Origin of the sequence: Brevibacterium antiquum CNRZ 918 (assembly GCF_900169145.1) — a bacterium.
Lineage (GTDB): Bacteria > Actinomycetota > Actinomycetes > Actinomycetales > Brevibacteriaceae > Brevibacterium > Brevibacterium koreense.
Genome location: NZ_FXZD01000002.1, coordinates 185385 through 211191 on the forward strand (window position 1 = coordinate 185385; position 25807 = coordinate 211191).

Consider the following 25807-nt stretch of genomic DNA (forward strand, 5'->3'; position numbering starts at 1 on the left):
CTGCACTCAGCCCCAGCTGCACTCGACCTCAGCTGCACTCGACCTCAGCCCATCCTCAGTTCTCGGGTTTCTGGAACACCTCGCGCATGTGGTCGCTGGTGAGGAAGTCGCCGACGCCGATCATGATGAGGCTGAAGATGATCTGCTCGGTGATCATCCAGATCGGGTAGAGGCCGGGAATTGCGGCGATGACGAGAGTGATCACGGGAAAGATCTGGGCGAAGAGGCGCAGCCGCTGGTAGCCCCAGTAGTAACCCTTCGTCGAGCGCCAGAAGAAGTAGAACAGCGTCGCGGTCATGCCGAGGACGACGACGGTGCGCATCCAGACAGCGAACGGCACGGGTTGGCCCGCCTGTGCGATGACGATCGCGACGACGACGGCGCCGAACCCGAGGATCAGTTCGACGATGAGCAGCCACGTGATCCACGCGAAAGCGCGTTTCGTCTTCGGGTGAGTAAGTCCCTCGGCGGGGACGAGGAGCCCCGCCTTGCTGCCACCCGCGATGCGGTCGATCTTTGCGAACAGATCCTCGAAGGCCATGACTTCAGGCTAGCTTCCGAGTACGCCGAGAACCCGAGAAATCGGGGTATTTGATCATGTGAGAGCAAACATCAACCAAAAGTTGGGAACAGAGTTCAATCCTCTGGGTCAGGATCTGAGGGCCGAAACTTGATGAAGTGTAAGCATGAAGAAGATATTCAACGCGGCATTCGCATACATGATCATCGGCGTCCTCGCGGGTCTGTTCTACCGGGAGTTCACCAAGGCCAACGACTTCCCAGAGGGAGACTTCACCCAGCTGGGTGTCGTCCACACCCACCTGCTGACGCTCGGCTTCATCGTCCTCCTCCTCGTCCTCGTCCTCGACAAGGTCTTCGCCCTCTCCGGCACGAAGCTCTTCTCCTGGTTCTTCTGGACCTACAACGTGGGCATCGTCCTCACCGCCGGCATGATGGTCTGGCACGGAATGCTGACCGTCCTCGGCCAGGAGTCCAGCGCCATGATCGCCGGCATCGCCGGACTCGGCCACATCGCGCTGTCGGTCGGCATGGTTCTGCTCTTCCTGTCACTGCGGAAGGCGATCGTCGCCGGCAAGGCCGTAGCCGAGCCCTCGGCTCGGTCGGTCACAGACTGACCATCGCCACACAGATCACCGCCGCCGAGGTGGTGCCGGGGCCCGTACGCAACGACGTCATCGTCGAGTATGGGCCCCGATTCGTGCGCGTCGGGCAAACGCGGTGAGTACTCGAATTGCGCAGCGTGCACCGGAGTGGGCGAGAATCGTTGACATGAGTGAACTGAGAATTCTTGTCATCGAGCACGAAGCCGGTGCGGGCCTGGAGAGATTCGGCAACTGGCTGACCGAGGCCGGCGCCGAGACGGTCGTCCTGCGGCCCTACCTCGGCGACGAGATTCCCAACGAGCTCGACGACTACGCGGCTCTGCTCGTCCTCGGCGGTTCGGCCGGACCATTCGACGATGCGGACAACCCGTGGCTGCCCCAGGTCAGGAACCTGCTGCAGCGATCGGTGGCGGGGGAGTTCCCCAGCTTCAACATCTGCCTCGGTGGGGAGCTGCTGGCCGCGGCCACCTCGGCGAAGATCGTCCGCCGGGATCGCCCACAGATCGGGATCTACGATCTGCACACCACCTCGGCGGGGGAGGCCGATCCGGTGTTCGCAGCGCTGGCAGACTTCTCGTCACTCGTGGGCGAGGCGATCCCGGCGGTCCTCTTCCACCAGGAGGAGATGGAGCTGCCCGACGGTGGCGAACTCCTGCTGACCGGGTCCGATGCCCCGGTCCAGGGCTACCGTGTCGGCGAATTCGCATGGGGCACCCAGTTCCACCCTGAAACGGACGAGGCCGAGATCGAACAGTGGCTGGAATCGGACCCGCTCCAGCTGCCTGCCGGCAAGACCACTGAGTCGATCAAGGCTGAAGTCGCCGAGGCGGATGCTCAGCTGATCCGGATCAATCGAGCACTCGCCCACAGCTTCGTCCATTATCTGCTGGAACGTCAGAGAGCCGATTAGAAACCTGAATATCGGCTGACAAGCACCTCTGCAGTTGCTAGGTTGTTGTCAGGCGCCGGTGCCGGACCGATCCTCCGGACGAATCGCTATCAAGCGCCCGTGAGAATGAATCCCATAATTGAAAATTCAGCCCAGATCCACGACATCGCAGTCCTGGATTCCACCCCGATCAGTGCCGATCGGCTGACCCTCTCCTCACCTGCCGCGAACATTTCGGCAACGGCGGACATCACGGCCGCCGGCGGTGTCGACCAGGCGATCGAATCGTTCTTCGGCCCGATTGCCGAAGCGTTCAGCAACGTTGTCTTCTACGAGCTGCCCATCGGCGGGGTGGGGATCCCCCTCATCGTCGTCTGGCTCATGGCAGCCGCGGTCTTCCTCACCATCTACCTGCGATTTCAGCCGATCAGGGGGTTGAAGTACTCAGTCGGCATTATCCGCGGACGCTTCACCCGCAAGACCGACCCCGGTCAGGTCTCGAGCTTCCAGGCGCTGGCCACCGAACTCTCCGGCACAGTGGGGCTGGGCAACATTGCCGGTGTCGCCGTCGCCATCACCGTCGGCGGACCCGGTGCCGCACTCTGGATCATCATCTTCGGCTTCTTCGCGATGACGGTGAAGATGGCCGAAGCCACCCTCGGCGTGAAATACCGCAAAGTCCACGCCGATGGGACCGTCTCCGGCGGGCCCATGTACTACCTGCGTGACGGTCTGGCAGAGATCGGCCGTCCCAAGCTCGGTAAGTTCCTCGCAGTCTTCTATGCCGCGACCACCGTGATCGGTGTCATCGGTGCGGGCAACCTGTTCCAGGCCAACCAGGCTGCGGCTATCCTCGTCAAGGCCACCGGTGGCGAATCCAGTTTCCTCGACGGCAAACTGTGGCTCATCGGCGTTGTCATCGCGGCGCTGACGGCTCTGGTCATCCTCGGCGGGATCAAGAAGATCGGCCAGTGGACGTCGAGGCTGACTCCGATGATGGCGATCCTCTACTTCCTCAGCGTCATCGTGATCCTCGTCCTGAATGTCGGTGAGATCCCGCATGCCTTCGCGCTCATGTTCACCGGTGCCTTCACTCCTGATGGTCTCACCGGCGGCATCATCGGCGTCGCGATCGTCGGCATTCAGCGTGCGCTGTTCTCCAGCGCCGCCGGAGTCGGTTCGGCCGGTATGGCCCACGCCGCGTCGAAGACGACGAAGCCGGCGACCGAGGGCTTTGTGGCGATGTGGGAGCCGCTCATCGACTCCGTCATCATCTGCACCCTGACCGCCTTGGCGATCATCACCACAGGACTCTACGGTTCGAGTTCGGAAGATGGAATCGGACTGACCTCCGAGGCGTTCGCGACGGTGGCCGGATGGTTCCCGATCCTGCTGACGATCTGCGTCGTGCTCTTCGCGTTCTCGACGATCCTCGCCTACGGGTACTACGGCCAGCAGGCCCTGGGATATCTGACGGGGAACTCGAAGAAGGCAGACAGGGCGTATCAGATCTTCTGGATCCTGGCCGTCATCGTCGGCGCTTCCATGTCGCTGGAGTCGGTCATCGCGTTCTCCGACGCGATCTTCTTCCTCATGGCCTTCCCCAACCTGCTGGGACTCTACTTCCTGTCGAGGATCCTGCGACTGGAGATCCTGCGTCTGCGGAAGAGGATCGATGCCGGTGTGATGCGGGAGATCACTCCCACGGAGCTGCAGGTCGGCATGGGCGATCATGAGCCGACTGCCGAGCAGATCAGAGACGCCGAGGCGGGTCGCCGGCGCAAACGAGACAAGCTGCGTGAGGTGCGGGATTCCCTCCGAACCAAGAAGATGGAGCGCGCGAAGAGAGGCGAGTGACCTGCAGTGGGACTGACCTGCAGTGGGACTGACTGCAGTGGGACTGACTGCAGAGTCAAATTGCTGCAGTGCCTGACTGGTGAATTTGAGCGGTCCCACAGCGGGCCTTGCCACTTCGGTTGCCTGCGCTTCGGTGTGAAGGGGTTGTTGGGAATTCTTCTGAGCAGCAAGCTCTCTTGGTCTCCTGCGGCGTTGAAAAAAGTCGCTTCGAAGTGTTGACTCGATCTTCGTGACAGATATACGCGGCAGTAACACCTGCTAGTAACTTACGTCACAATAGCGGCTTCGACACAGCAGTCGGCGTCGATAGGAGGATCAATGAAGTTCCCGAAGTTTCGTCATATCCGCAAGCTCGGCTCCTCGCACACAGGACGAATCGCCCTTGTCGGAATTCCTGCCGGCATCGTCTCCGCCGCTCTGCTGGGCGGAGTTGCTCAGGGCGCCGTGCCGGTCTCATTCGCTGTGTCGGGAACTCAGTTCCAGATCACGTCCTCGCAGCTCGAAGGAACCGGGTTCTCTCAGTACAGCGGTACCGCGAAGGATGCCGAGGGCGTTGAGCACTCGGTCGTGACTGCCAACATCAAGGATGCCACGCTGGAGAATCTCTGCCAGTCGGCTGTCACGAAGACACCGATGGGCAAGGTGGGCGTCCTCATCAAGGCGGGCGGCGGCGAGGAGCCAGCATCTGCGAAAGATCTGCAGATCGGGATGACGGGACTCAGGGGCGACGCCGAGTTCAAAAACATTCGGATCGGCGTCGACGCATCCGATGTCAACACCAAGGCCAAGGGGTCCAAGGGTGACTTCGCTCAGGACGCCGACACGATTTCGATCAAGAACCTGGAGCAGGACTCGTGGAGCACCACGGCTTCGGTGTTCACCCTCAAGGACATGTCGCTGGAGCTCACTGACGGAACCGAGACGTGCTTCTGATGAAAGAAGCATCTGCCAGCGAGCAGCAGACCGACGAGCACCAGACCGACGAGCAGCAAGCCAGTCTGCTCGCCTTGTCCCGGCGCAGTCGTCGTGCTGCTGAGCGCGAAACGGCTGCCGAGCGGGAAGCGCCTGGCACGGACAACTCCGAGCAGGGGAACGACGGCTCGGGTCCAGATGGCGCACAGGAGCATTCCGGCTTCCGTCATTGGTGTCGGCAGAGGCCCTTCATCAGCGGATTGCTGGTCGTACTCGGCGGAATCGAACTCTTCTTCTCCAGTCAGCTCGATACGGGAAATCTGCAGATTCAGTTCGGTATCGAGGGACTCCAAGCCACAGTCATTCCGATCGTGCTGGTGCTGCTGGGAGCCTCCGCGATCTTCCGGCCCACGCACCACGTGTTCTACGGGATCATTGCGCTCGTCCTCGGCGTCTACTCGCTGATCGGGGTGAATCTTGGTGGGTTCATCATCGGCATGCTGCTGTCCAGCATCGGAGCGGTGCTCGTGGTCGCCTGGATGGGGCCGCGCGGGCCCAAGTCCAAGAAGACCAAGAAGGCCAAGGGGCCGAAGAAATTCCACGCGAAGGAACTGGGCGCTGAGGCGTCGGCGGCCGAACGGAAGGGAAACCAGGAATCCGTCAGCGCAGAGAGGGATTCATGACTGCACCCAATCGCCGCACGGCATCGGCTCTGGCGGCACTTGCTCTGGCCGTCGCTTCGACCTTAGGTGCGACGGCCTCGGCAACGGCAGCCTCCGCACCGCTGTGCACCCCGAAGACCGGGTGTGAGAGTCCGAATTCGTCTGGTCCAGAAACAGGCGCGAAGCCCTCGGCGCCGATCACACCGGGTGTGCCGATCAAGACACCGAGCGATCCAGTCGCCCCGGGTCCAAGCGAATCGCCGTCGCCGTCGGATGAGCCCTCGTCGCCGTCGGACGAGCCCTCGTCGCCGTCAGATGAGCCGACAGATCCCGCGACGCCGGAACCCACCGAATCTGGAATTCCGACCAAGGAACCGACTGAAGAGCCGACCGAGCCTGTCGAGGCGACGAAAGACGACGACGCACCGATCTTCACGAAGACTCCTGCGGCGATGGGGTCGGAGTCGCTGTCGTTCAAGGGACTCAGCGGACTCGCGATCGTCGATGTTCCCACGACTGACGGGGGGACGACCCGCACACTGAAGATCTCGGCGGACTCGATCACGATCTCCGGATTCTCGCTCACGGTCAGCCCGCCCGAGCAGCCCGAGGGCGGTGGGCTGGTGACCAAGGCCGACACTATGACGCTGAAGGGAAACGTCGATGTCTACCTCGGTTCGATCACCGCCACGACAAAGGACGGTTCCTCGTTGACGATCGGCACCGACACACCGCCGCTTCTAGATGATGTCAAGCCCGGACTGCTCCGGGTGACGATGGGGCTGGTCGGCTCCACCGCTGACTCGATCGAATACTCGAACACCGACCAGGCGATCGTCGAACCCTGACGCGTCGAGCCCTCACCCGCCGGGCGCAGCGTTCGAACTCGCTGCCTATCAGCAGGCCCTTCGTCTCCCGACGCCTCAAGGTGTTGGGAGACGGAGGGCCTCGTCTGCGTCGAAGCCCGGGGAGTTAGTCTGATCGTGCCGAGCGAGACCCCTTGGGCGCTCATGAACCCAGCACGATGGACGGGACCTGTGCTGCGGCGGTGTGCGGACGAATCGAGAGGTGGCGTGCAGGCGAATCGAGAGGTGGCGGTCAGTCGGTGCCGTGGCCGGCGAGGGTGGACCAGTTCTTGCGGGTCAGCTCCACCGCGCGGTCGAAGTCCCCGGTGCGCACCGCGGTGATGATCTCAACGTGCTGTTCAGGTGAGGCCGATCCCTTGACGGAATCGAAGTGCAGGTATTCCGTGCGGCGCAGTGTCGCGGTGACGACCTCAAGATGATCAGGGATGAGTGGATTGCCGCTGCGTGACAGGGCGACTTCGTGAAACGCGTCATCGGCGGCGATGGCTGCATCGATGTCGGAACCACTCAGTGCCGTTGCCAGCCGATCATTGGCGGCTTCCATTTCGGCGACATCGTCCTCATTCAGCCTGGGGAAGGCGAGGCTCATTGCCAAGGCGTGCAGCTGGGCGGCGATCTGGCGGGCGTTGACGACCGCATCCGGGTTCTCCGGGGCCACGCGGGTCATCCGTCCCGGCTCGGCGACAACCAATCCAGCCTGTGCCAGTCGCTGGAGCGCTTCGCGGACGGGAGTGCGGGAGACCTGCAGCCAGGCGCCCAACTCCTGGTCGCGCAGCTGCTCTCCGGGCGCCAGCTGGCCGCGGACGATGGCATCGCGAATCGAGCGATAGACATCGTCACGCAGCAGGCTCCGCTGTGGAACCGGCGCATTCGTGGGAATCGGCACTTTCGACCTCTTTCGAACCTGGCTTCTGGGTGATCCTGGCATGCGGGACCTGACCCTCGACCTATTGTAGTCCTGACCGGAATGCAATATATTGGATATTGCAACGAATGGATCTGAGCGAAACTGGACCGCTGATCACGTCAAGGACGAAAGACTGCGACGTCTGGCATACGCGACCCAGCATTCGCAGCCAAGCATTCGCAGCCCAGCAACCGCCGCACAACAGCCTGCATCACCCGAAGAAGAGGACATCATGGCCATCACAGATTTCGAACGCTACCCCCTGACCTTCGGACCTAGTCCGGTCCACGAACTGAAGCGACTCAGCGACCACCTCGGCGGGGCTCAGGTCTGGGCCAAGCGTGAGGACGTGAACTCCGGGCTCGCATTCGGCGGCAACAAGACCCGCAAGCTCGAATACATCGTCCCGGACATCCTCGCCTCCGGAGCGGACACGCTCGTCTCCATCGGCGGATACCAGTCGAATCACACACGGCAGGTCGCAGCCGTCGCGGCTCACCTCGGACTGAAGTCGCGCCTCGTGCAGGAGCGCTGGGTGGACTGGGATGATCCGGTCAACGACAAGGTCGGCAACATCGAACTCTCCCGCATCATGGGCGCTGACGTGCACCTCGACTCGGCGGGATTCGACATCGGCATCCGCTCCAGCTGGGAGAACGCCATCGCCGAGGTTGAAGCCGCAGGCGGAAAGCCATACCCGATCCCGGCGGGTGCCTCCGAGCACAAGTTCGGTGCACTCGGCTTCGTCAACTGGGCCTACGAGGTGGCGGAGCAGGAGAAGGAACTCGGCGTCTTCTTCGACACCATCCTCGTGTGCACGGTCACCGGTTCGACCCACGCGGGAATGATCGCAGGGTTCGCGGCCCTGGAAGCTGCTGGAGGCCCCAAGCGCCAGGTCATCGGCATCGACGCCTCCGCGACCCTGGACAAGACCCGGGACCAGGTCAAACGGATCGCAAACAATGCGGGTGAGCTCATCGGCCTCGGTCGCGAGATCACCGAAGCAGACGTTGACATCCGCCCCGGCTGGGAAGGCCCCGCCTACGGCATTCCCGACGAGTCGACCGTGAATGCGATCCGCACCACCGCCGAGCTCGAAGGCGTCATCCTCGACCCCGTTTACGAGGGCAAGTCGATGGCTGGTCTTCTCGACCTGGTCGGTCAGGGTACGGTGGCGAAGGATTCCACTGTTCTCTACGCGCACCTCGGCGGTCAGTTGGCGCTCAACGCCTACAGCTCGATCTTCTGAGCGAGACGCCTCCACTCACTCCACACTGCAACCAAAGGATCAACGACGATGCACAGGCCAGCCACGGACCAGACTGACGAGCTCCACCAGTTCGAGACGTCACTCCAGGTCAGCCCGCCGGACGCGAATGACAGGCCACTGCGAGCCTCGGCTTCGGGCGAGGACACGGTCCTCGATGAGATCGCGCAGCGAGTTCTGTGGCTGGCCACCTCGATCATCGACCGGGCCAACCGGGGTCGGGCCAACAGCGATGGGGTCAAGGTCGGTGGGCACCAGTCTTCCTCGGCCTCGATGACGGGCATCATGACCGCACTGTGGTTTTCGCAGATGCGCTCGATCGACCGTGTCTCGGTCAAGCCCCACGCCTCACCGGTGCTGCATGCGATCAACTACCTCCTCGGCGATCTCGACGTGGGTCATCTCGACACACTGCGCTCTCACGGCGGTCTGCAGCCCTACCCCTCGCGGACGAAGGACCCGGACACCGTCGACTTCTCGACCGGATCCGTGGGCATCGGGGCCACCGCGCCGATCTGGGCGGCGCTGTCCCACCGCTATGCCTCGGACCGGTTCCCCGATACTCCGATCGCTGGCCGCTTCTACTCCCTGCTGGGGGACGCGGAGATGGACGAGGGTGCGGTGTGGGAGGCCATCATCGACCCCGAGGTGCGTTCCCTCGGGGAACTCGTGTGGATCGTCGACCTCAACCGCCAGTCCCTTGACCGCGTCATCCCGGACGTGCAGGTCAGGCGCCTGCAGGGCATGTTCGACGCCGCCGGCTGGCAGGTGCTGACCTGCCCCTGGGGGCGCAGGCTCGAAGCCGTGTTCGCCGCCCCGGGCGGGCAGGCGCTCAAGGACCGCCTCGTGTCGATGCCCAATCCCGAGTACCAGCGACTCCTGCGCGCCCACCCCACCGAGGTCCACGAGCGACTGCTCGCCGGCTTGGGTGAGACCGATGCCGCGGCGCTGCGGCGCGTGATCGATGGCTTCGACGCCGATTCCCTCGCGTCCCTCATCCGCGACCTCGGCGGGCACGATCTGGGCCAGCTCGTCGACACCTTCGAGCACATCGACGATGGTCGACCCTCCGTGATCTTCGCCTACACGATCAAGGGGAAGGGTTTGGCCACGGAGGGTCACCCGGGCAACCATGCCGCACAGCTCACCGAAGCCCAGATGCGTGAGCTCGCGGCGGCCTCGGGCATGGAGCTCGACGATCCTTGGAAGACGTTCGCGTCCGACTCAGCGGCCGGCCGCCTGTGCACCGAGACCGCCGATCGCCTGCGTCGGGTGGACCACAAAACGCACACCGTCGCCGAGGTGCCGGTCGAGTTGGGTTTCACTCCGAAGTCGATCATCTCCACGCAGGCGGCCCTGGGCCGGTTCCTCTCCGATCTCAAGCACGTCGCTCCCGAGGTGGCCCACCGGGTCGTGACCGTGAGTCCGGACGTCGCGACGTCGACCAACCTCGGCGGGTGGATCAACAAAACAGGAATCTGGTCCCCGGCCGGCCGCGAGGACTGGTTCTCCGACGATCGGGAGCGGGTCCTCAAGTGGGAGGAAGGATCGGGTGGGCAGCACATCGAGATGGGCATCGCCGAGATCAACCTCGTGTCCTTGGCCGGTGAGCTGGGATTGACCGGGTCCCGGTGGGGTCAGCCGCTGCTGCCGATCGCCACGATCTACGATCCGTTCATCAACCGGGCGCTCGAGCCGTGGACCTTCAGCCTCTATGCCGGTGGGCGGTCGATCATGGTCGGCACACCCTCGGGCGTCAGTCTGGCGCCGGAGGGCGGGGCACACCAGTCCTTCAACACTCCCTCGGTCACCTTGGAGATCCCGGGACTGACGAGCTGGGAGCCTGCGTTCGCCCAGGACCTCGAGTGGACACTGCTTGAAGCGCTGCGGGAGATGGCCGATCCTGACGGAGACTCAGCCTACTTCCGGCTCACGACACGACCGGTGAGCCAGGACCTGGCCGCTGTGCCCAGTGATTCCCTGCTGCGTCAGCGCAGACGGGAACAGGTCATCGCCGGCGGCTACCGTCTCAGTGCACACCCGGCCAGCCAGGACCAGGTGACGCTGGTAGGTGCCGGGGCGATCATGACCGAAGTGATCGAGGCCGCCTCCAGGCTCGAATCGCTGGGGGTGCGGGCGGGCATCGTGTGCCTGAGCTCGCCGTCGAAGATCTTCCGCGCCGTCCAAGAGCGCTCCCGCGTGAACTCGACGTCGCGTTCGGCGATCGCCGATGAGCTCTTTCCGAGCGCTCACCCGGCCCCGCTCGTGACCGTCCTTGACGGTCATCCGCACACTCTGGCGTTCCTCGCCGGTGTGCGCGGGGACCGCACCCGTAACCTCGGTGTGACCGAATTCGGTCAGGCCTCCTCGGTGAGTGAGGCATACGAGATCCACGGGATCGATGCGGGCTCGATCGCATCGAGCGCGCTTGATCTCGTGGGGCGGTGATTGCGGCTGCGTGGTGATTGAGGCTGGGCGGTGGCTGCGCGCGACTGGGGCCGAGCGGGCGGGCCCGCGTACGTGGCTGGGACGGACTAGCCGATTGCCGAAACCGTGACCTCATCGACTCAGCCATGCGGATTCGGTGGAAAGTGATGCGAAATTCGTATTGATCAGCCGGGGTCGCCGGGAGGTATTCGAGACTGATGATTCCCCCAGGTTTCGCCACTTGTTGCGCGCGTCACGTGTTGATAGCGTGAGACGTGAGCATACGCAATCCGTTGATTCCAACGGTGATCGGGTATGCAAACGCCTTACCGGCGCCATCGGGGCGCCACTAGTCAAAGGAGTCTGGAATGAGCAATGTAGGCAGTGCTGCAGGCGGCTACCGTGTCGAGAACCCGGCCACGGGCGAGGTCGTCGAGAAGTTCGACAACGCCACTGACGCGCAGATCGAGGAGACCCTCGACGCGGCTCGCAAGGGCTTCCTGAGCTGGCGCGAGAAGACGGTCGAGGACCGCGCCGCGATCGTGAACAAGGTCGCCGCAAAGTTCGGTGAGCGCAAGGAAGAACTCGCGAAGATCATCGCCGAAGAGATGGGCAAGCCCGTCGCCGAAGGCATCGAAGAGGCCGAGTTCTGTGAGGCCATCTTCAACTACTACGCCGACAACGGACCCAAGTTCGCGGCCGATGAGCCCATTGAGTCGATGTCCGGTGGCAAGGCGTTCATCCAGCGTCGTCCAGTCGGAGCGCTTCTGGGCATCATGCCCTGGAACTTCCCGTACTACCAGGTCGCACGCTTCGCTGCGCCCAACCTCGTGCTCGGCAACACGATCATCCTCAAGCATGCCGAGATCTGCCCCCGGTCATCGGCTGTGATTGCCGACATCATGAAGGACGCAGGCATCCCCGACGGCGTGTACAACAATGTCTACGCCACGCATGAGCAGATTGAGACCATCATCGCTGATGACCGGGTCGAAGGCGTATCGCTGACGGGCTCCGAGCGCGCCGGTTCAGCCGTGGCCGCCACCGCGGGCAAGAACCTGAAGAAGGCAGTCCTCGAACTCGGCGGCTCCGACCCCTACATCGTCCTCGACACGGACAACATGGAAGAGGCCGTCGACACCGCGTGGGGCACCCGCCTCTACAACACCGGCCAGGTCTGCAACGCGAACAAGCGCATGATCGTCATGGACGACATCTACGAGGACTTCGTATCCGGACTGACCAAGCGCGCCCAGGACTGGACCAAGGGCACCCCCGCCGAGGCTGGTGACGGCAAGTACTCACCGCTGTCCTCGCGCGGTGCCGCGGAGAACCTGCGCAAGCAGCTCGACCGTGCGGTCGAGCAGGGCGCGAACCTCGTCGGCGGCGAGCTCGCCACCGACGGCTCCGCCTACGTCTCGCCGGCCGTGCTGACCGGGATCACCTCGGACATGGACGCCTACCGTGAAGAACTCTTCGGGCCTGTGGCCACCGTCTATAAGGTGAGCAGCGACGACGAAGCGCTCAAGCTGGCCAATGACACGCGCTTCGGCCTCGGCGGTGCTGTGTTCTCGAAGGACGAAGAGCGTGCTGCGAAGCTCGCTCAGCGCCTCGACGTGGGCATGTCGAACGTCAACACCCCCGGTGGCGAGGGTGCGGAGATTCCATTCGGCGGAACCAAGCGTTCGGGCTTCGGCCGCGAGCTGGGTCCCTACGGCATGGATGAGTTCGTCAACAAGCGCATGTACTACGTCGCTGACTGACACTGCTTCGCTGACTGGGCAGGCCCAGCAGGGCGCCGAAACGCGGGCGTCTAGCTGAGGCACTGCCGCCAGGTCTGAAGCGAGATCGAGACGCGGGCGTTGCGTCGAGAATGACGGGTAGAACCCGACCTCTCGACGCGACGCCCGCGTTTCGCTGTCCTGTACACGGTCGATACCGGAATCATCATGGCAGTGAACGGAGTCGTGAGGCTCGCCGCCTCGTTCATCTGTCTGGAAGTGGGGCGAGTGTCACAGGGCGGTCGGGCAGCCTTGCCGGCAACTCTCGGTGAGGCCGAGGTGCGGGGCAGGGCCTAGCTCTCAAACGTCCACGGAGCATCGTGGGGGAGAGGAGGGGTGGCCCAATCGAGGTGCGGCTGAAATGACTCGTAACCAGCATCGAAGGGAAAGCGCCACGCGGTTACGTCATCAACGGCGTCTGCTGCGGCTTGGCGGATCTCCGCGACGTCACCGTCGGAGAAGAGCCCTGCTTCGTGCGCAAACTCGAGCTCGTCCTCGTCTTTGTACCGATACGAGCCATCGGCCCCGACCACGACATCGAGCACGAGGTCTGAGGTTTCGATGCCCAAATCGGTTCGGGCGTATGGCACCTCGATGTTGATGTAATAGGAGTCTCGAAGTCCTGAATCGGGCTCGAAGAACCATACCGAATACATGGTCTCGGGCTGGAATACAGCGAGAATACCGCCGCCTGCCCAGTCCCGGATGGCCTGAGCACGAGGAGCCGTGAAACGGTCGGACCCTTCAAGAGAGCGAATGGGGCTCCCATCTGCGATCACCTGATGGAGCATGCGAGAACCAGGTGCCAACCACACCGCCAGATGACGGCGGTCGTCGGCGACGACCGTAACGGGCCGCTGGTCGAGGAGCCCCGGAAAGTCGGGATTCACATAAGTCCACATGAGCTGGTCGCCTGGCTGCCATCGGGTCTCACAAGCACTGCTCATGCTCACCATTGTCACCCGACTCAGGGTGTTCGGGGTGGGGGCGAGCACAAGCAGCACTGACCGATTTTCGGTCTGAAGCGAAGATAACGGATAGCCACGGTTGGCGGCGTGTCAAGATGTCGACATTGCTGAGTTGTTCCATATGGTTTCCGGCGGCAAGTGAGAGTGGTTAATTGGGATCGTTGACGCAGGTGAGAAGACTATGGTGAAATATCTTCCGAGATTTCGGATTAGTGTATCCGGTTAGGCGATCAGGTGTTTTCACGCCTGCCGACCCGGATCAATAATTGTATGATTACAGATTAGAAACTGAATCATTAAGGATCATCGGCGCCGATAATGGTCCATTTGCGGGTGGGGAGGTGTGCCTCCGGGCGGCCATCCGCCCTCATGCAACCGGCGCCTCCTATACTGGGGAAGCGGCCCAGACCGGGCCCGCAGTCCAACTGAGGACATACCCCGAACCCAGCCGGACCGCAAATGCTTGGAGGTTATACGTGCCGATCACTTCGACGATCCTCGACGTCGCCGGGAACCATCCCGAACAGCTCGCCCTTGTCGGCGCTGACGAGCGGTTGACGTACTCCGAGCTCGTCGAAGACTCTCGCCGGATGTTCGCCGTCGTCGACGAACTGCATCGGGCGCAGGCCGACCCGCCGACTCCCGCATCGGAGACCGACGGCATCCCCATCACCGCCATCAGCGTCACCTCGGCGTTTCACACCTCGCGAATCATCGCTGGACTCGCGGGTTTCCGCGCCGTATCCGCGACCATCGATCCGCGCTGGCCACTGACACATCAGATCGGCGTCATCGCCACCACCGGAATCGGTGTGGTCATCAGTGACTCGCCCTCCCTCGCCGAGGCGCTCGCCGCCTCCTCCTGGACCGGCACAGTCATCAGCCTCGCCGACTTCCGGGCCCGCGAAGACGCCCGGGCCCACGAGAATGTCGCCTCTGGTGAGCCGTCTGCACCCCCGGCCCCCGCACCCCCGGCCCCCGCACCCACCGTCCGCGACGGGTGTGAGCCCTTCCTCATGCTCTTCTCCTCGGGCACGACGAGCAATCCGAAGGCCTTCATCAAGACGCGTCAGCAGTACCGGGAAAATGTCGCCGTCTCCGCAGCCCACCTCGAGCCGCGCACCGGCGTCGCGACACTGGCACCCGGTCCGGTCTCCTACAGCCTCACGCTCTACGCGGTCATCGAGAGTCTCGCGACCGGGGGCAGCGTGCATGTCGCCGATGAATTCGACCCGATCACAATGGGCGTGCGCATCAATGCCGAGAAGATCACCCGCGTCGTCGCCGTCCCCGCCCTCGTCCGCGCCCTCGCCGAGGCGGCCCGCCGTGATCCCGAACGTTTCACCGGTCTCGACCTCGTCGTCACCGGTGGAGCCAACCTGCCAGCGAGCATCCGCGACCGCCTCGGCGAGATCCTTCCGGGAACCCGTCTGATCAGCTATTACGGTGCCGCAGAGATCGGTTTCATCGGGGACAGTCGCGAGGGTGACGGCACCTGGATCACCATCTATCCGAGCATCGGCGCGCAGATCCGAAGCGAGCTCTCGCGCTCGGAGTCCGGGGGACGTGACCCCGGTGCCGAGGTTCCCGACGGAGAACTCGGCACGCTGTGGATCCGAGCCGCCGCCTGTTCGTATGGCTACGTCACGGGCACCACCGACGCGGTGCTGCGCGGACCCGACGGCTGGGCCACGGTCGACGATCAGGGGCGGATCTTAAACGGCATGCTGCAGCTGGCCGGTCGGTCCGGAGACATCGCGATCACCGGTGGTCACAAGGTCTCACTTCCGGAGGTCGAACGGGCGTATGAGACCTACGACAACCTCGGCGAGGTATGCGCGATCGCCCTCGACGACCCGGCGTTGGGCAGCATCATCGTTGTGGTGATCGAAGCCAGCGCCGGTGCGGGCGCCGAGGGTTCTGGTGCCTCCGCCGAGGTGGCAGACAAGACCGCGCTGCTCAATCACGCACGCGCACGCCTGGCACCGCAGTTCGTTCCTCGCCGGATCTATCGGCTCGAGCGCCTGCCCAGGACGGTCGGCGGGAAGATTCGGCGCGCCGAAACCGTTGACCTCATCATGGACGGACAAGGACAGCGACTGTGAGCGCAGAGGGCCGGAGCGCCCCGAGCACCGAGGGCGGCCGCGTCGTCATCACCGGAATGGGTGCGATCACCCCCAGCGGCAATGACGTCGACTCGCTGTGGGACTCCGTGGTCACCGGCCGCAGCGCGATCAGTGTGCTCGAGGGTGAGCAGTTCGCGGACCTGGCAGTGCGCATCGGCGGCCAGGTCAGCGACTTCGACGCCGAGGCGATCCTGCCGCTAGCGCTCGCCCGCCGTCTCAGCCCTGTCCAGCATTGGGCCATCGCCGCCGCTGACCAGGCCCTGGCACAGGCCGGGATCACACGCGCGGGCGCAGGGGCAAAAACGGGCGCAGGGGCGAAGACGGGCGCAGGCGCGCAGACCGATGACGCTGATGCCGGCGACCTCCCGTGGGACCGATCCCGTGTCGCCGTCATCGCTGCCACCGGCTCCGGGCCGGTCGACGCCATGCAGAACGCGACTCGCTCACTGCTCGACGCGGGGCCCCGCACGGTGCCCCTGACACTGGCGATCCACGGCGCACCCGACTCGGCTGCGGCGCTGCTGAGCCAACGATTCGACTTCCGCGGGCCAGGACAGGGCGTGTCGGCAACCTGCGCGTCCGGGGCGATCGGCCTCGGCGAGGGAATGCGGCGCATCCGTCACGGATACGCCGACGCGGTGCTCGTCGTCGGGATGGAGGACTGCCTCAACCCGGTCAATCTGGCCTCGAACGCGAACATGCGGGCGCTGGCCGCCGGCTTCGAAGACGACCCCACATCTGCCAGCCGACCCTTCGACAGCGCCAGGTCCGGGTTCGTCATGAGCCAAGGCGCCGGCGCGATCCTGCTGGAATCCGAGGCCGGTGCCGCCGCCCGCGGCGCCACTGTGCTCGCTGAACTTGCAGGATTCGGCGCCGCCAGCGACGCCCACCACCCGACGAACCCGCACCCCGATGGCCGAGGTGCCGCCTCGGCGATGAGCGAGGCCCTGGCCGATGCCGGAATGGTCCCCGAGAGCATCGACCACATCAATGCCCACGCCACCGGCACCCCCGCCGGCGATGCTGCAGAACTCAATGCCTTCGACGCCGCACTGGGCGCCACCGCCCACTCGATTCCAATCACGGCCACGAAGTCGTCCACGGGCCACCTGCTCGGTGCTTCGGGCGTCGTCGAAGCCATCATCGCCATCCGCACGATGGTGGAGCAGACGCTGCCCCCGACGCTCAACCTCGCGACCTGCGAATTCGGCGGATGGGACATCGTCGCTGATCAGGCACGTTCCGTACCTCATTCTGAGAAGCCGATCGACACGGTCTTGTCGACCTCGTTCGGATTCGGCGGGCACAACGGTGCGATCATCCTGCGCCGGCCCCGCACCGACTGACATTCTGATGTGGTGAGCAGCTGGCCCCGTGAGCAGCCAATCCCGTGAACAACTGATCCCGTGAACAAGGAGACATGATGACTGACTGTGAGACCCACCTCGGCGAATTGGCCGAGAAATACCTCCCTGCCGAGGTCTGTGAGCGCTTCCGCGAACGCGCAGGTGCCTATGACCGCGAGAACCGCTTCTTCGACGAGGATCTCGAAGAGCTGAAGTCGCTGGGCTACCTCACCCTGTTCGTTCCCGACGCCTACGGCGGGCCGGGGCTGAGCCTGCACGAGGTCTCACGACTGCAGCAGCGATTGGCCTCCGCGGCCCCGGCCACGGCCCTGGCGATCAACATGCACCTCATGTGCACCGGCGTCGTCAAGGCCCTCAACGACCGCGGCGACTCCTCCTTGAACTGGGTCTTCGAGGAGGTGATGGCCGGGGAGATCTTCGCCTTCGGCATCTCCGAACCCTCCAACGACTGGGTCATGCAGGGGTCGAACACGGTCGCCGTTCCGACCTCCGACGGCGGCTATCTGCTCACCGGCGTGAAGATCTTCACCTCGCTCTCACCCGTGTGGACGCGCCTCATCGTCCACGGAGCGATCGGCGACAACAGCACGGGGATCGCGGGCCCCGATGCGGACCAACCCGCGGAGGGGCAGCTGGTCTATGGCTTCATCGAACGCAGCGCCGAGGGCATCACAGTCTCCGACCACTGGGACGTCATGGGCATGCGGGCCTCGCAGTCGCGGGCGACGATCCTCAACCAGGTGCCCATGCGGCCCGAACGGGTCTCGCGCACCATCCCGGCCGGCAAGCACCCCGACCCGCTGACCTTCGCGATCACCAGCAATTTCCAACTGCTCATCGCCTCCGTCTATGCCGGTGTGGCCGCCCGTGCACTTGAACTCGGTGCTGCCGGGCTGAAGAAGCGCACGTCCGCGAAGGCCGGCGCCACCTTCGCCGAGGTGCCCGAGACTCGCGCACGCCTCGCCGACGCGCACCTGGACTACCTCGCAGTCCCCGCCATGCTCGATACCTACACCAGGGACTTCGACGCCCTGGTCGACCACGGGGCCGGCTGGCCACTGCGCCTGGTGGGAGCCCGGATCAAGGCCTCCGATGCGGCCCGGAGCACGGCCGAGACAGCTCTCATGTGCACCGGTGGCAGCGGCTTCGACAACAGCCACGAACTCTCGCGCCTCTACCGCGATGCGACCGCTGGCCTGTTCCACCCGCCGAGCGCCGATGCCGCCCGCCCGATGTATGCCGCGGCCCTCCTCGACGACTGAGCAGCCGGTGGGCAGCCGCTCGGCCGGTCAATGCGCCTGGGCAGAATCGGGCGTGATCTGTGCTCGATCATCAGTTGTCGAGAATATGTCGTCGCCGGCGACGACATATTCAGGCTTGGAGTTGATCGAGGGTGGGTGCCGCCGTCTTCCGGCTGGGGCGTTGGTCGGTGCAGGCCGGAAAAACGAACAGATGTTCCTCTGACGACGAGCCCGCCGCCGAGGTGGCCCCGACAACGGTTTTGAATCGTGAGGTCCCGACATGCGCAACCTCGTCCCCATCGAATGGGCACCGCAGGTCAGCGGCCTGCCCCAGGTGAGTGATGTGCGTCACGGGATGTAGAAAGCGCGGAGACTTACAAAGACTTACAGAAATATCGATGGCGCCGAGCCGAAGGGACCCTTTTCACCCGAGACAATCTTCGCAGCCGCTGATCACAGCTCCGGCAGCAGCGAGATCGGGTTCTCGATGCAGTCGGCGATGAAGGTGAGGAACTGGCTCGGTTCCGCTCCGTCGCAGGCGCGGTGGTCGAAGACGAATGACAGGAACATGACCTTGCGAACGGTGAGTTCCCCCTCGACGACCCAGGGGCGGTCCTTGATCCGTCCCAGCCCGAGCATTGCGACCTCTGGGAGGTTGATGATCGGTGCGGAACCGTCGACCCCGAATACGCCGTAGTTGTTGAGCGTGAACGTGCCGCCGGACAGCTCCTGGGTGCCGAACTTGCCGGTCGACGCTTTGCCGACGGTCTCAGACACGGAGTCGCGCAGCGCTCGCAGGCTCATCTGGTCGGCGCCGTGGACGACGGGAACCATGAGGCCCCGCGGTGTCTGCGCGGCCAGGCCGAGGTTGATGTCACCGTGAGTGACGATCTCGTTGTTCTCGGTATCGATCGAGGAGTTGATGATCGGGTGCTTCTTCAGCCCGGCGACGACGAAGCGGGCCACGAGCGAGAGCAGGGAGTACTTCTCCCCGGTGCGGGCCTCGAGAGCTCGTTTCGTATTGAGCAGTTCGGTGGCGTCGACGTCGAGCCAGATCGTCGCTTCGGGGATCTCCTGGCGCGACTTCGAGAGTCGTTCTGACACGACCTTGCGCAGTCCCGTGATCGGAGTCCGGGTATCGCGATCGGCTGTGCCACCAGCGGGGATCGAGTCGGGCTCCGCCGAGGAGGTGGCTGGAGTGGTCTGGGTGGCGGGAGACGCATTGCCTGAATCGATGGCCCTGAGCACATCCGCCCTGGTGACGACACCCCCTGGCCCGGTGCCCGGGAGGTGTTTGGCGATGAGTCCATTGTCCTTCGCGAGCTTGCGCACGATGGGCGAGGAGACCGGAGAGACCGACACCTCGGCGGGGGGTTGGGAGGCTGTGTGGACTGGGGGTTCGGAAGCCGGCGCCGGGGGAGCGGCCACGGCCGCGGGAGTGGCCGCCGGCTCTGCGGCCTTGGCAGTCGTCGACGGTGCAGTGAAGTCGGATTGTGAAGTCTTCGTGCCGAAGGACCGCTTTTTCATCGACCGCGCCTTGGGCTCGGACGCTCCGTAGCCGATGAGATTCGCACCGCCGCCGTGCGAATCAGCATCCGTGACTGATGCCTCGCTCGAGACGGAACCGGAACAGGCGCCCGAGTTCGAGTCCGCGCTCAAGCCAGCACTCGCCTCGGCGACGGAGAGCAGGGCCTGACCTGCAGATACGGTGTCACCGGGGTTCGCGTGCAGCGCCTGGATCCGACCGGCGAACGGGCATGGCAGCTCGACGACGCTCTTTGCGGACTCGACCTCGACGACCATCTGGTCGACGTGGACCTCGTCGCCGACATCGACCAGCCAGCTGATGAGCTCGGCCTCGGTCAGTCCCTCGCCCAGGTCGGGGAGGATGAAATCGTGGGCGCTCGTCGCGGAGCCGGCGGTACCGGACACACTCGTCTCGGCACTCATCACAGCTCCCAATCCCAGGATTCGAGAGCGTCGAGAATGCGTTCGGCGGTCGGCAAGAAGTACTCCTCGAGCTTCGGGGACGGGTAGGGCACATCAAAGCCGGTGATCCGCAGGATCGGGGCCGACAGGTGCGTGAAGTTGGCCTCGGTGACTCGGGCGGCCACCTCGGCGCCGTATCCGCCGAACTGGGCGGCCTCATGGATGATCGCGGCACGAGACGTCTTGCGCACCGAGGCGGATACGGTCTCATCATCGAAGGGTGAGAGCGACCGCAGGTCGATGACCTCGATCGACAGCCCATGCTCGGCGCCATCCTCGGCCGCAGCCAGGGCTGTGCGCACGGTGGGACCGTAGGCCAGCAGGGTCACATCCGACCCAACGCGTACGACCTGCGCCCGATCCATCGGCGCGGTCTGCACCGGCAGACTGAGCTCGTCCTTCATCCAGTACCGCGACTTCGGCTCCATGAAGATCACCGGATCGTCGGAGGCGATGGACTCGCGCAGCAGCGAATAGGCGTCGGCCGGATTCGAGGGGGTGATGACGGTCAGACCCGGAGTCGAACACCAGTAGGCCTCGGAGGAGTCCGAGTGGTGCTCGACGCCGCCGATGTCGCCGGCATAGGGAATCCTGATCGTCAGCGGCAGGCTGACCTGTCCCTTCGTGCGGTTGCGCATCTTCGCGACGTGGGACACGATCTGCTCGAAGGCAGGGTAGGCGTAGGCATCGAACTGCATCTCGACGACCGGGCGCATCCCGGCCATCGCCATGCCGATCGCGGTGCCGACGATTCCGGATTCGGCAAGCGGGGAGTCCCAGACACGGTCGGGTCCGAATTCCTTCCGCAGGCCTTCGGTGACACGGAATACCCCGCCGAGGCGACCGACGTCCTCGCCGAAGATCAGGACGTTCTCGTCTTCTCTCAGGCTGTCTCGAAGGGCCTGGTTGAGGGCCTTTGTCATCGTCACCGAGGCTGGTGCCGGAACGTCCTCTGCCGTGGTGAGCGCGGTGACGGTCATGACCGGCCCGCCGCTGCCAGCTCGGCCTCGAGCTTGGCCTGCTGTGCGACGAGGTTCGCACGTGGGTTCGCATAGACGTAGTCGAAGAGTTCGCTCGGGTCGACCTTCGCTTCGGTGTTCATGGCGTCACGGACCGAGGTGGCAAGCTCTTCCGCGCTCGCCGTGATCTCGGCGGCGCGCTCGTCATTGAGGACGCCCGCTGAGCGCAGGTGCTTCTCGAGGCGGTCAATGGGATCGAACTGCTTCCAATGCTCGACCTCCTCGGCCTCACGATACTTCGTGGGATCGTCGGAGTTCGTGTGCGACTCCATCCGGTAGGTCAGGCATTCGATGAGCGTCGGACCCTCGCCGGCACGGGCGCGTTCGAGGGCTGCAGTGACGGCAGCGAACACTGCGGCGATGTCGTTGCCGTCGACGCGGAGGCCGGGCATCCCGTAGCCGGCGGCGCGGTCGGCGAGCATGGTCGCGTTCGACTGCTCACGCAGCGGAGTCGAGATCGCATACTGGTTGTTCGCCAGCACGAAGACGGTCGGGGTCTGCCAGACGGAGGCGAAGTTGAACGCCTCATGGGTATCACCCTCACTGCTGGCGCCGTCGCCGAGGAAGGTCAGGGTGCAGGCATCTTCGCCCTTGAGTTTGGCGGCCATGGCGAAGCCGGTCGCGTGCAGAGTCTGAGTTGCCAGCGGTGTCGCCGCAGGTGAGGTGTGATATTCGTTCGGGTCGAACCCGCAGTGCCAGTCACCGCGGAAGGCTGAGAGGATCTCCGTCACAGGCACACCGCGAGTGAGCAGAGCGGCAGTGTCGCGGTAGGTGGGGAACAGCCAGTCGCCCGGTGCCAGTGCGGTGGTGGCACCGACCTCGATGGCTTCCTGGCCTGCGGCGGACGGATAGGTCGCGAGTCGCCCCTGCCTGGTCAGGTGGGTGACCTGAGCCTCGAAACGACGGATCTGCACCATCTTCTGATACAGACCCAGGAGGGTGCGATCGCTCGGGATCCTCAGCCCATCGCTGGGAACCTCGGTGGGCTGGCCGTTAGCACCGATGAAGCTGACTGGCTGCAGCTGGGGCAATGAACGGTCAGAGCGAGAGGTGGGAACGTCAATGGTCATGGCCCCATGGTGGCGTGACCCGAGTCACCGATCCAGGGTCTGCGAAGAGGTTCGGACGGGGCGTGCGTTTGTGTCGGCAAGAGTGGACGAAGTGCTCGGTTGCCGCTGGGGTTAAGGGACGTTTGGCTCCGACGAGGCGGGTGAGGCCTGCCCTGTCTTGCCGAAGCGCTTCATGAGATCCAGCAGCGGTTCGGGGGCGAGCATGAATCGAGGCTCGAGCTCCTCCCATCCGGGTTCTTTCGCCTGTCGGCTGTAGGCGGCGTGGTCGGCATCGACCGGAATCCGCTGATCGTTTCCGCCTCCGTCTTCGCCCATGAGTGAGAGGTGATAGATCCACGTCGACCCATCAGGCTCGACGCTGCGGAACGTGGCTTCGAATACTTGGCGTTCTGCGGACAGGCCTTGCTGCAGTTCGTCGGGACGATCATTGAGCATTGTCATCCACTCGTCGAACACATCTTCCTGGCCTGCAACGATGCGCGAACGACTGAGCTCGAGTCTCAGTCCGTCCGGGACGGATGTCGGTTGGGGGTGGCCGGGGAAGTGGCGGGGGGTAGGGGTGAACGGGATCTGGGGCGGGCGCGCATCCTCGGGCATGTTTCGACTATCGCACAGAGTCTGTGTCCAGAGATGGACGTCTGTGTCCAGATGTGAACTTATGACGGTCCTAGGCGGAAGGAGCGGTCGGTTCTGCACATCAATGTGACTCACCCAGCGGCCGGAACTGATCGATTCAGTGCCCCGAACCGGGCCGGTGTCCTTCCGCCTCATCGAGGATCAGCAGTGAGCGCGACGACACCACACCCGGGACTTCGTGGATTCTGCGCAGAATGACCTGGGACAGTGCAGTGTTGTCGGGAGCATTCACGGTTACCAGAGCGTCGATGTCGCCGCTGACGGCCTGGACCTTCTCGACGAAGGGAAGCTCGGCGAGGTCATCCCTGACCTCGGGCCATGGCCGATCACCGATCTTGACGACGACCACCGCGGTCACTGTCATGCCCAGCGCACTGCGGTCCACCTCGGCGGTGAATTTCCTGATCGCCCCGGACTCGACGAGAACCGAGAAGCGTTTGTGGGCGGCGGACCGGGAGATGTGCACCCGCTCGGCCAGTTGGCGGACGCTCAGACGCGAGTCGTCGACGAGGGCAGCGATGATGCTGCGGTCGATATCGTCGAGGTCGAATGCCACGAGGCGCTCCTTCAACGTTGATGCGGGCGTCGGACGCACCGGTTCACTTCCGATCTCGCTTGCATCCGGTGCCTGGTCACGGTCGGTGGCTCCATTCTAGGGCCCCTTCTCTGCGCGCGCTCCTCCCGTTTCCTGTCACCGCTTCGTGCACCACGATGAGGTCGCAACGGCGACCTGCGGGTAGAATTTGTTCGAACGTTCGTACAATAGGTATGTCAGCTGCGGCACACAGGACGTAAGATGTCTGACTGAGTACTTTTCCGGGTTTCGTCTTGGACCCGGGTGTCGGACGAGAACGTGCTGACTGTAGATTATGAGGCAGAAGTCTCATTGCAGCTGGAGTTGCCCCACGGAATAGGAGTCATCCTTGAAGATCGCGGTGTTGGTCAAAGAGGTCCCGGACACATACGGGGACCGGAAATTGAATCTGGAGACCGGTTTGGCGGATCGCTCCGCTTCGGAAGCGGTCCTCGACGAAATCGGTGAGCGTGCGCTCGAAGTCGCCCTGTCCTACAAGGACGGCAGCGATGGAACCGAGGTGACCGTCATCTCGATGGCACCCGGAACCGCGACCGCCACGATCCGCAAGGGCCTGGCCATGGGAGCGGACAACGCCGTGCACGTCTCCGATGAGGAGCTCCTCGGCGCGGACCTCGGCCTCACCGCCGAAGTCCTGGCAGCTGCCATTCGCCGGGGCGGCTACGACCTCGTCGTGACCGGCAACATCTCTACAGACGGCAACGCAGGCATGATGCCCGCAATGCTCGGTGAACACCTGGACTTCCCTCACGTGACCGGCCTGACCTCGGTTGAGATCAGCGACGGCAAGGTCGCTGGGACCCGCGGAGTCGAGGGCGGCAAGCAGGAAGTCAGTGCACAGCTTCCAGCCGTCATCGCCATCACCGAGGCGCTGCCCGAGGCCCGCTTCCCGAACTTCAAGGGCATCATGGCAGCAAAGAAGAAGCCCTTCGAGGTCATCGCGCTGTCGGACCTCGAGGTCGATGCCAACGACCAGTCCACAGCACGATCGATCATGGTCACGGTGGCCGAGAAGCCGCCGCGTGAAGCCGGAGAGAAGATCGTCGACGAAGGAAACGGCGGAGCAGAGCTCGCCGAATTCCTCATCAAGAACCGCTTGGCCTAAGGAGAATCGATATGTCCGAATTCCCACAAGACTCCATTCTCGCCGTCATCACCGCCGACACCGAAGGTCAGCTGGAGAAGCCTGCCGCTGAGCTGCTCGGCGGCGCCGGTGAGGCCGGGACACCCGTCGCGCTGGTCCTCGCACCTGCAGGTCAGGGCGAGGCAGCTGCTGAACAGGCCGCAGCGTTGGGCGCCGCTCAGGTTCTCATCGCCGAGGTGCCGGAGGGCAACTCCGCTCTCGGAACCTTCGCCGTCGACGCCCTGAGTGCCGCCAGCGACCTTGTCACACCCGACGCCATCCTCCTCTCGCACTCGATCGACGGCCGCGACATCGCCGGACGCTTCGCAGTCCGCAGCGGTTCGGCTGTCTGCGTCGACGCCCTCGGCATCGAGCGTGACAGCGAAGGCATCGTGGCCAACCACTCCGTCTACGGAGGCGGCTACACCGCGTCGTCGGCACCGACCTTCGGTGCCCCGGTCATCACCATTCGCCAGGGATCAATCGAGACCCGTGGGGAAGCGCAGTCGGCGAACTCCCAGGCCCTCGACGTTGCCGATTCCGGCAAACGCTCCGCTCAGATCGAATCCTTCGAAGCCGTTGTCGAGGTCTCAACGCGTCCCGAGCTGCGCGGTGCCTCAAAGGTCGTTTCCGGTGGCCGCGGTGTCGGCTCCGAAGAGTCCTTCGAGCTCGTCGGCGAACTCGCCGATGCTCTCGGTGCGGCTGTCGGTGCCTCACGGGCGGCCGTCGACGCCGGGTACATCGCCCAGTCCCACCAGGTCGGACAGACCGGTGTCTCCGTGTCGCCGCAGCTCTACGTCGCGCTTGGCATCTCCGGTGCGATCCAGCACAAGGCGGGCATGCAGACCTCGAAGACCATCGTGGCTGTGAACAAGGACGGCGAAGCGCCGATCTTCGACATCGCCGATTACGGCGTCGTCGGCGACCTGTTCAAGGTCGTCCCACAGTCGATCGAGAGCTTGAAAGAGAAACAGTCCTGAT

At 64.2% G+C, this 25807-nt stretch carries 22 protein-coding genes; 14 read left to right on the forward strand and 8 right to left on the reverse strand.

Annotated features, from left to right (window positions below):
* Nucleotides 1–55 precede the first annotated feature (55 nt).
* A complete protein-coding gene (locus BANT918_RS03500; RefSeq protein ID WP_101618968.1) occupies nucleotides 56–541 on the reverse strand; it encodes a hypothetical protein in 486 nt (161 codons plus the stop codon).
* Between the two features lie 145 nt (nucleotides 542–686).
* On the opposite strand from BANT918_RS03500, the gene BANT918_RS03505 reads away from it, so the two are divergent.
* The 6 genes from BANT918_RS03505 (at nucleotide 687) to BANT918_RS17150 (ending at nucleotide 6292) form a co-directional block, all read left to right on the forward strand.
* Nucleotides 687–1136 carry a DUF2871 domain-containing protein gene (locus tag BANT918_RS03505; protein ID WP_101618969.1) on the forward strand — a complete coding sequence of 150 codons (450 nt, stop codon included), beginning with the start codon at nucleotides 687–689 and terminating at the stop codon, nucleotides 1134–1136.
* A 154-nt stretch (nucleotides 1137–1290) separates the two neighbouring features.
* The gene (locus BANT918_RS03510) at nucleotides 1291–2034 is read left to right on the forward strand and encodes a type 1 glutamine amidotransferase (protein WP_101618970.1); all 744 of its coding nucleotides are present in this window, start codon (nucleotides 1291–1293) and stop codon (nucleotides 2032–2034) included.
* Between the two features lie 105 nt (nucleotides 2035–2139).
* Complete coding sequence (locus BANT918_RS03515; protein WP_101618971.1) at nucleotides 2140–3870, forward strand: alanine/glycine:cation symporter family protein; 1731 nt, start codon at nucleotides 2140–2142, stop codon at nucleotides 3868–3870.
* A 318-nt stretch (nucleotides 3871–4188) separates the two neighbouring features.
* Nucleotides 4189–4803, forward strand: coding sequence for a DUF6230 family protein (locus BANT918_RS03520; protein WP_101618972.1), 615 nt, complete (start codon nucleotides 4189–4191; stop codon nucleotides 4801–4803).
* Complete coding sequence (locus BANT918_RS17510; protein WP_208617994.1) at nucleotides 4803–5465, forward strand: DUF6114 domain-containing protein; 663 nt, start codon at nucleotides 4803–4805, stop codon at nucleotides 5463–5465. Before BANT918_RS03520 ends, BANT918_RS17510 begins: the two co-directional genes overlap by 1 nt.
* A complete protein-coding gene (locus BANT918_RS17150; protein WP_145996926.1) occupies nucleotides 5462–6292 on the forward strand; it encodes a hypothetical protein in 831 nt (276 codons plus the stop codon). Before BANT918_RS17510 ends, BANT918_RS17150 begins: the two co-directional genes overlap by 4 nt.
* A 250-nt stretch (nucleotides 6293–6542) precedes the next feature.
* Here the strand turns inward: BANT918_RS17150 and BANT918_RS03540 are convergent, their stop codons facing one another.
* Nucleotides 6543–7196, reverse strand: a complete 654-nt coding sequence (locus tag BANT918_RS03540; RefSeq protein WP_101618975.1) for a GntR family transcriptional regulator — start codon at nucleotides 7194–7196, stop codon at nucleotides 6543–6545.
* A 253-nt stretch (nucleotides 7197–7449) separates the two neighbouring features.
* On the opposite strand from BANT918_RS03540, the gene BANT918_RS03545 reads away from it, so the two are divergent.
* The 3 genes from BANT918_RS03545 (at nucleotide 7450) to BANT918_RS03555 (ending at nucleotide 12674) form a co-directional block, all read left to right on the forward strand.
* Nucleotides 7450–8466 (forward strand): 1-aminocyclopropane-1-carboxylate deaminase, encoded by a 1017-nt coding sequence (locus BANT918_RS03545; protein WP_101618976.1) that lies wholly within the window; start codon nucleotides 7450–7452, stop codon nucleotides 8464–8466.
* A gap of 48 nt (nucleotides 8467–8514) precedes the next feature.
* Nucleotides 8515–10932: a transketolase-like TK C-terminal-containing protein gene (locus tag BANT918_RS03550; RefSeq protein WP_101618977.1), complete on the forward strand. Its 2418-nt coding sequence runs from the start codon at nucleotides 8515–8517 to the stop codon at nucleotides 10930–10932.
* A 347-nt stretch (nucleotides 10933–11279) separates the two neighbouring features.
* Nucleotides 11280–12674 carry an NAD-dependent succinate-semialdehyde dehydrogenase gene (locus tag BANT918_RS03555; RefSeq protein WP_101618978.1) on the forward strand — a complete coding sequence of 465 codons (1395 nt, stop codon included), beginning with the start codon at nucleotides 11280–11282 and terminating at the stop codon, nucleotides 12672–12674.
* Between the two features lie 311 nt (nucleotides 12675–12985).
* Here BANT918_RS03555 and BANT918_RS03560 read toward each other — a convergent pair whose 3' ends face one another.
* Nucleotides 12986–13582 carry a DUF402 domain-containing protein gene (locus BANT918_RS03560; RefSeq protein WP_167389369.1) on the reverse strand — a complete coding sequence of 199 codons (597 nt, stop codon included), beginning with the start codon at nucleotides 13580–13582 and terminating at the stop codon, nucleotides 12986–12988.
* A 554-nt stretch (nucleotides 13583–14136) separates the two neighbouring features.
* Between BANT918_RS03560 and BANT918_RS03565 the strand changes: the two genes are divergently transcribed.
* The 3 genes from BANT918_RS03565 to BANT918_RS03575 all read left to right on the forward strand — a co-directional run bounded on the left by BANT918_RS03565 (nucleotide 14137) and on the right by BANT918_RS03575 (nucleotide 18415).
* Nucleotides 14137–15765, forward strand: a complete 1629-nt coding sequence (locus BANT918_RS03565; protein ID WP_101618980.1) for a class I adenylate-forming enzyme family protein — start codon at nucleotides 14137–14139, stop codon at nucleotides 15763–15765.
* A complete protein-coding gene (locus BANT918_RS03570) occupies nucleotides 15762–17132 on the forward strand; it encodes a beta-ketoacyl-[acyl-carrier-protein] synthase family protein (RefSeq protein WP_267892064.1) in 1371 nt (456 codons plus the stop codon). Before BANT918_RS03565 ends, BANT918_RS03570 begins: the two co-directional genes overlap by 4 nt.
* A 77-nt stretch (nucleotides 17133–17209) precedes the next feature.
* Nucleotides 17210–18415, forward strand: coding sequence for an acyl-CoA dehydrogenase family protein (locus BANT918_RS03575; RefSeq protein ID WP_101619223.1), 1206 nt, complete (start codon nucleotides 17210–17212; stop codon nucleotides 18413–18415).
* Nucleotides 18416–18847: 432 nt separating this feature from the next.
* Here the strand turns inward: BANT918_RS03575 and BANT918_RS03580 are convergent, their stop codons facing one another.
* The 5 genes from BANT918_RS03580 to BANT918_RS03600 form a co-directional block, all read right to left on the reverse strand.
* On the reverse strand, nucleotides 18848–20344 hold the full coding sequence (locus tag BANT918_RS03580) for a dihydrolipoamide acetyltransferase family protein (protein ID WP_101618981.1): 1497 nt from the start codon (nucleotides 20342–20344) through the stop codon (nucleotides 18848–18850).
* A complete protein-coding gene (locus BANT918_RS03585; RefSeq protein ID WP_101618982.1) occupies nucleotides 20344–21363 on the reverse strand; it encodes an alpha-ketoacid dehydrogenase subunit beta in 1020 nt (339 codons plus the stop codon). The genes BANT918_RS03580 and BANT918_RS03585 overlap by 1 nt, the downstream gene beginning before the upstream one ends.
* Nucleotides 21360–22472 (reverse strand): pyruvate dehydrogenase (acetyl-transferring) E1 component subunit alpha, encoded by a 1113-nt coding sequence (gene pdhA, locus BANT918_RS03590; RefSeq protein WP_101618983.1) that lies wholly within the window; start codon nucleotides 22470–22472, stop codon nucleotides 21360–21362. The genes BANT918_RS03585 and pdhA overlap by 4 nt, the downstream gene beginning before the upstream one ends.
* A 111-nt stretch (nucleotides 22473–22583) precedes the next feature.
* On the reverse strand, nucleotides 22584–23069 hold the full coding sequence (locus tag BANT918_RS03595) for a DUF6176 family protein (protein ID WP_101618984.1): 486 nt from the start codon (nucleotides 23067–23069) through the stop codon (nucleotides 22584–22586).
* A gap of 136 nt (nucleotides 23070–23205) precedes the next feature.
* The gene (locus tag BANT918_RS03600) at nucleotides 23206–23664 is read right to left on the reverse strand and encodes an Lrp/AsnC family transcriptional regulator (RefSeq protein ID WP_101618985.1); all 459 of its coding nucleotides are present in this window, start codon (nucleotides 23662–23664) and stop codon (nucleotides 23206–23208) included.
* A gap of 367 nt (nucleotides 23665–24031) precedes the next feature.
* Between BANT918_RS03600 and BANT918_RS03605 the strand changes: the two genes are divergently transcribed.
* Both BANT918_RS03605 and BANT918_RS03610 read left to right on the forward strand, forming a co-directional pair.
* A complete protein-coding gene (locus tag BANT918_RS03605) occupies nucleotides 24032–24808 on the forward strand; it encodes an electron transfer flavoprotein subunit beta/FixA family protein (RefSeq protein WP_101618986.1) in 777 nt (258 codons plus the stop codon).
* 11 nt (nucleotides 24809–24819) lie between these two features.
* Complete coding sequence (locus BANT918_RS03610; RefSeq protein ID WP_101618987.1) at nucleotides 24820–25806, forward strand: electron transfer flavoprotein subunit alpha/FixB family protein; 987 nt, start codon at nucleotides 24820–24822, stop codon at nucleotides 25804–25806.
* The last annotated feature ends 1 nt before the right edge of the window (nucleotide 25807 follow it).

Coding starts and splice junctions, on each gene's coding strand:
- BANT918_RS03575 (WP_101619223.1), top strand. CDS start 17,210: ATGACTGACTGTGAGACCCACCTCGGCGAATTGGCCGAGAAATACCTC.
- BANT918_RS03515 (WP_101618971.1), top strand. CDS start 2,140: ATGAATCCCATAATTGAAAATTCAGCCCAGATCCACGACATCGCAGTC.
- BANT918_RS03550 (WP_101618977.1), top strand. CDS start 8,515: ATGCACAGGCCAGCCACGGACCAGACTGACGAGCTCCACCAGTTCGAG.
- BANT918_RS03520 (WP_101618972.1), top strand. CDS start 4,189: ATGAAGTTCCCGAAGTTTCGTCATATCCGCAAGCTCGGCTCCTCGCAC.
- BANT918_RS03555 (WP_101618978.1), top strand. CDS start 11,280: ATGAGCAATGTAGGCAGTGCTGCAGGCGGCTACCGTGTCGAGAACCCG.
- BANT918_RS17510 (WP_208617994.1), top strand. CDS start 4,803: ATGAAAGAAGCATCTGCCAGCGAGCAGCAGACCGACGAGCACCAGACC.
- BANT918_RS03505 (WP_101618969.1), top strand. CDS start 687: ATGAAGAAGATATTCAACGCGGCATTCGCATACATGATCATCGGCGTC.
- BANT918_RS03510 (WP_101618970.1), top strand. CDS start 1,291: ATGAGTGAACTGAGAATTCTTGTCATCGAGCACGAAGCCGGTGCGGGC.
- pdhA (WP_101618983.1), bottom strand. CDS start 22,472: ATGACCATTGACGTTCCCACCTCTCGCTCTGACCGTTCATTGCCCCAG.
- BANT918_RS03585 (WP_101618982.1), bottom strand. CDS start 21,363: ATGACCGTCACCGCGCTCACCACGGCAGAGGACGTTCCGGCACCAGCC.
- BANT918_RS03545 (WP_101618976.1), top strand. CDS start 7,450: ATGGCCATCACAGATTTCGAACGCTACCCCCTGACCTTCGGACCTAGT.
- BANT918_RS03580 (WP_101618981.1), bottom strand. CDS start 20,344: ATGAGTGCCGAGACGAGTGTGTCCGGTACCGCCGGCTCCGCGACGAGC.
- BANT918_RS03595 (WP_101618984.1), bottom strand. CDS start 23,069: ATGCCCGAGGATGCGCGCCCGCCCCAGATCCCGTTCACCCCTACCCCC.
- BANT918_RS17150 (WP_145996926.1), top strand. CDS start 5,462: ATGACTGCACCCAATCGCCGCACGGCATCGGCTCTGGCGGCACTTGCT.
- BANT918_RS03610 (WP_101618987.1), top strand. CDS start 24,820: ATGTCCGAATTCCCACAAGACTCCATTCTCGCCGTCATCACCGCCGAC.
- BANT918_RS03500 (WP_101618968.1), bottom strand. CDS start 541: ATGGCCTTCGAGGATCTGTTCGCAAAGATCGACCGCATCGCGGGTGGC.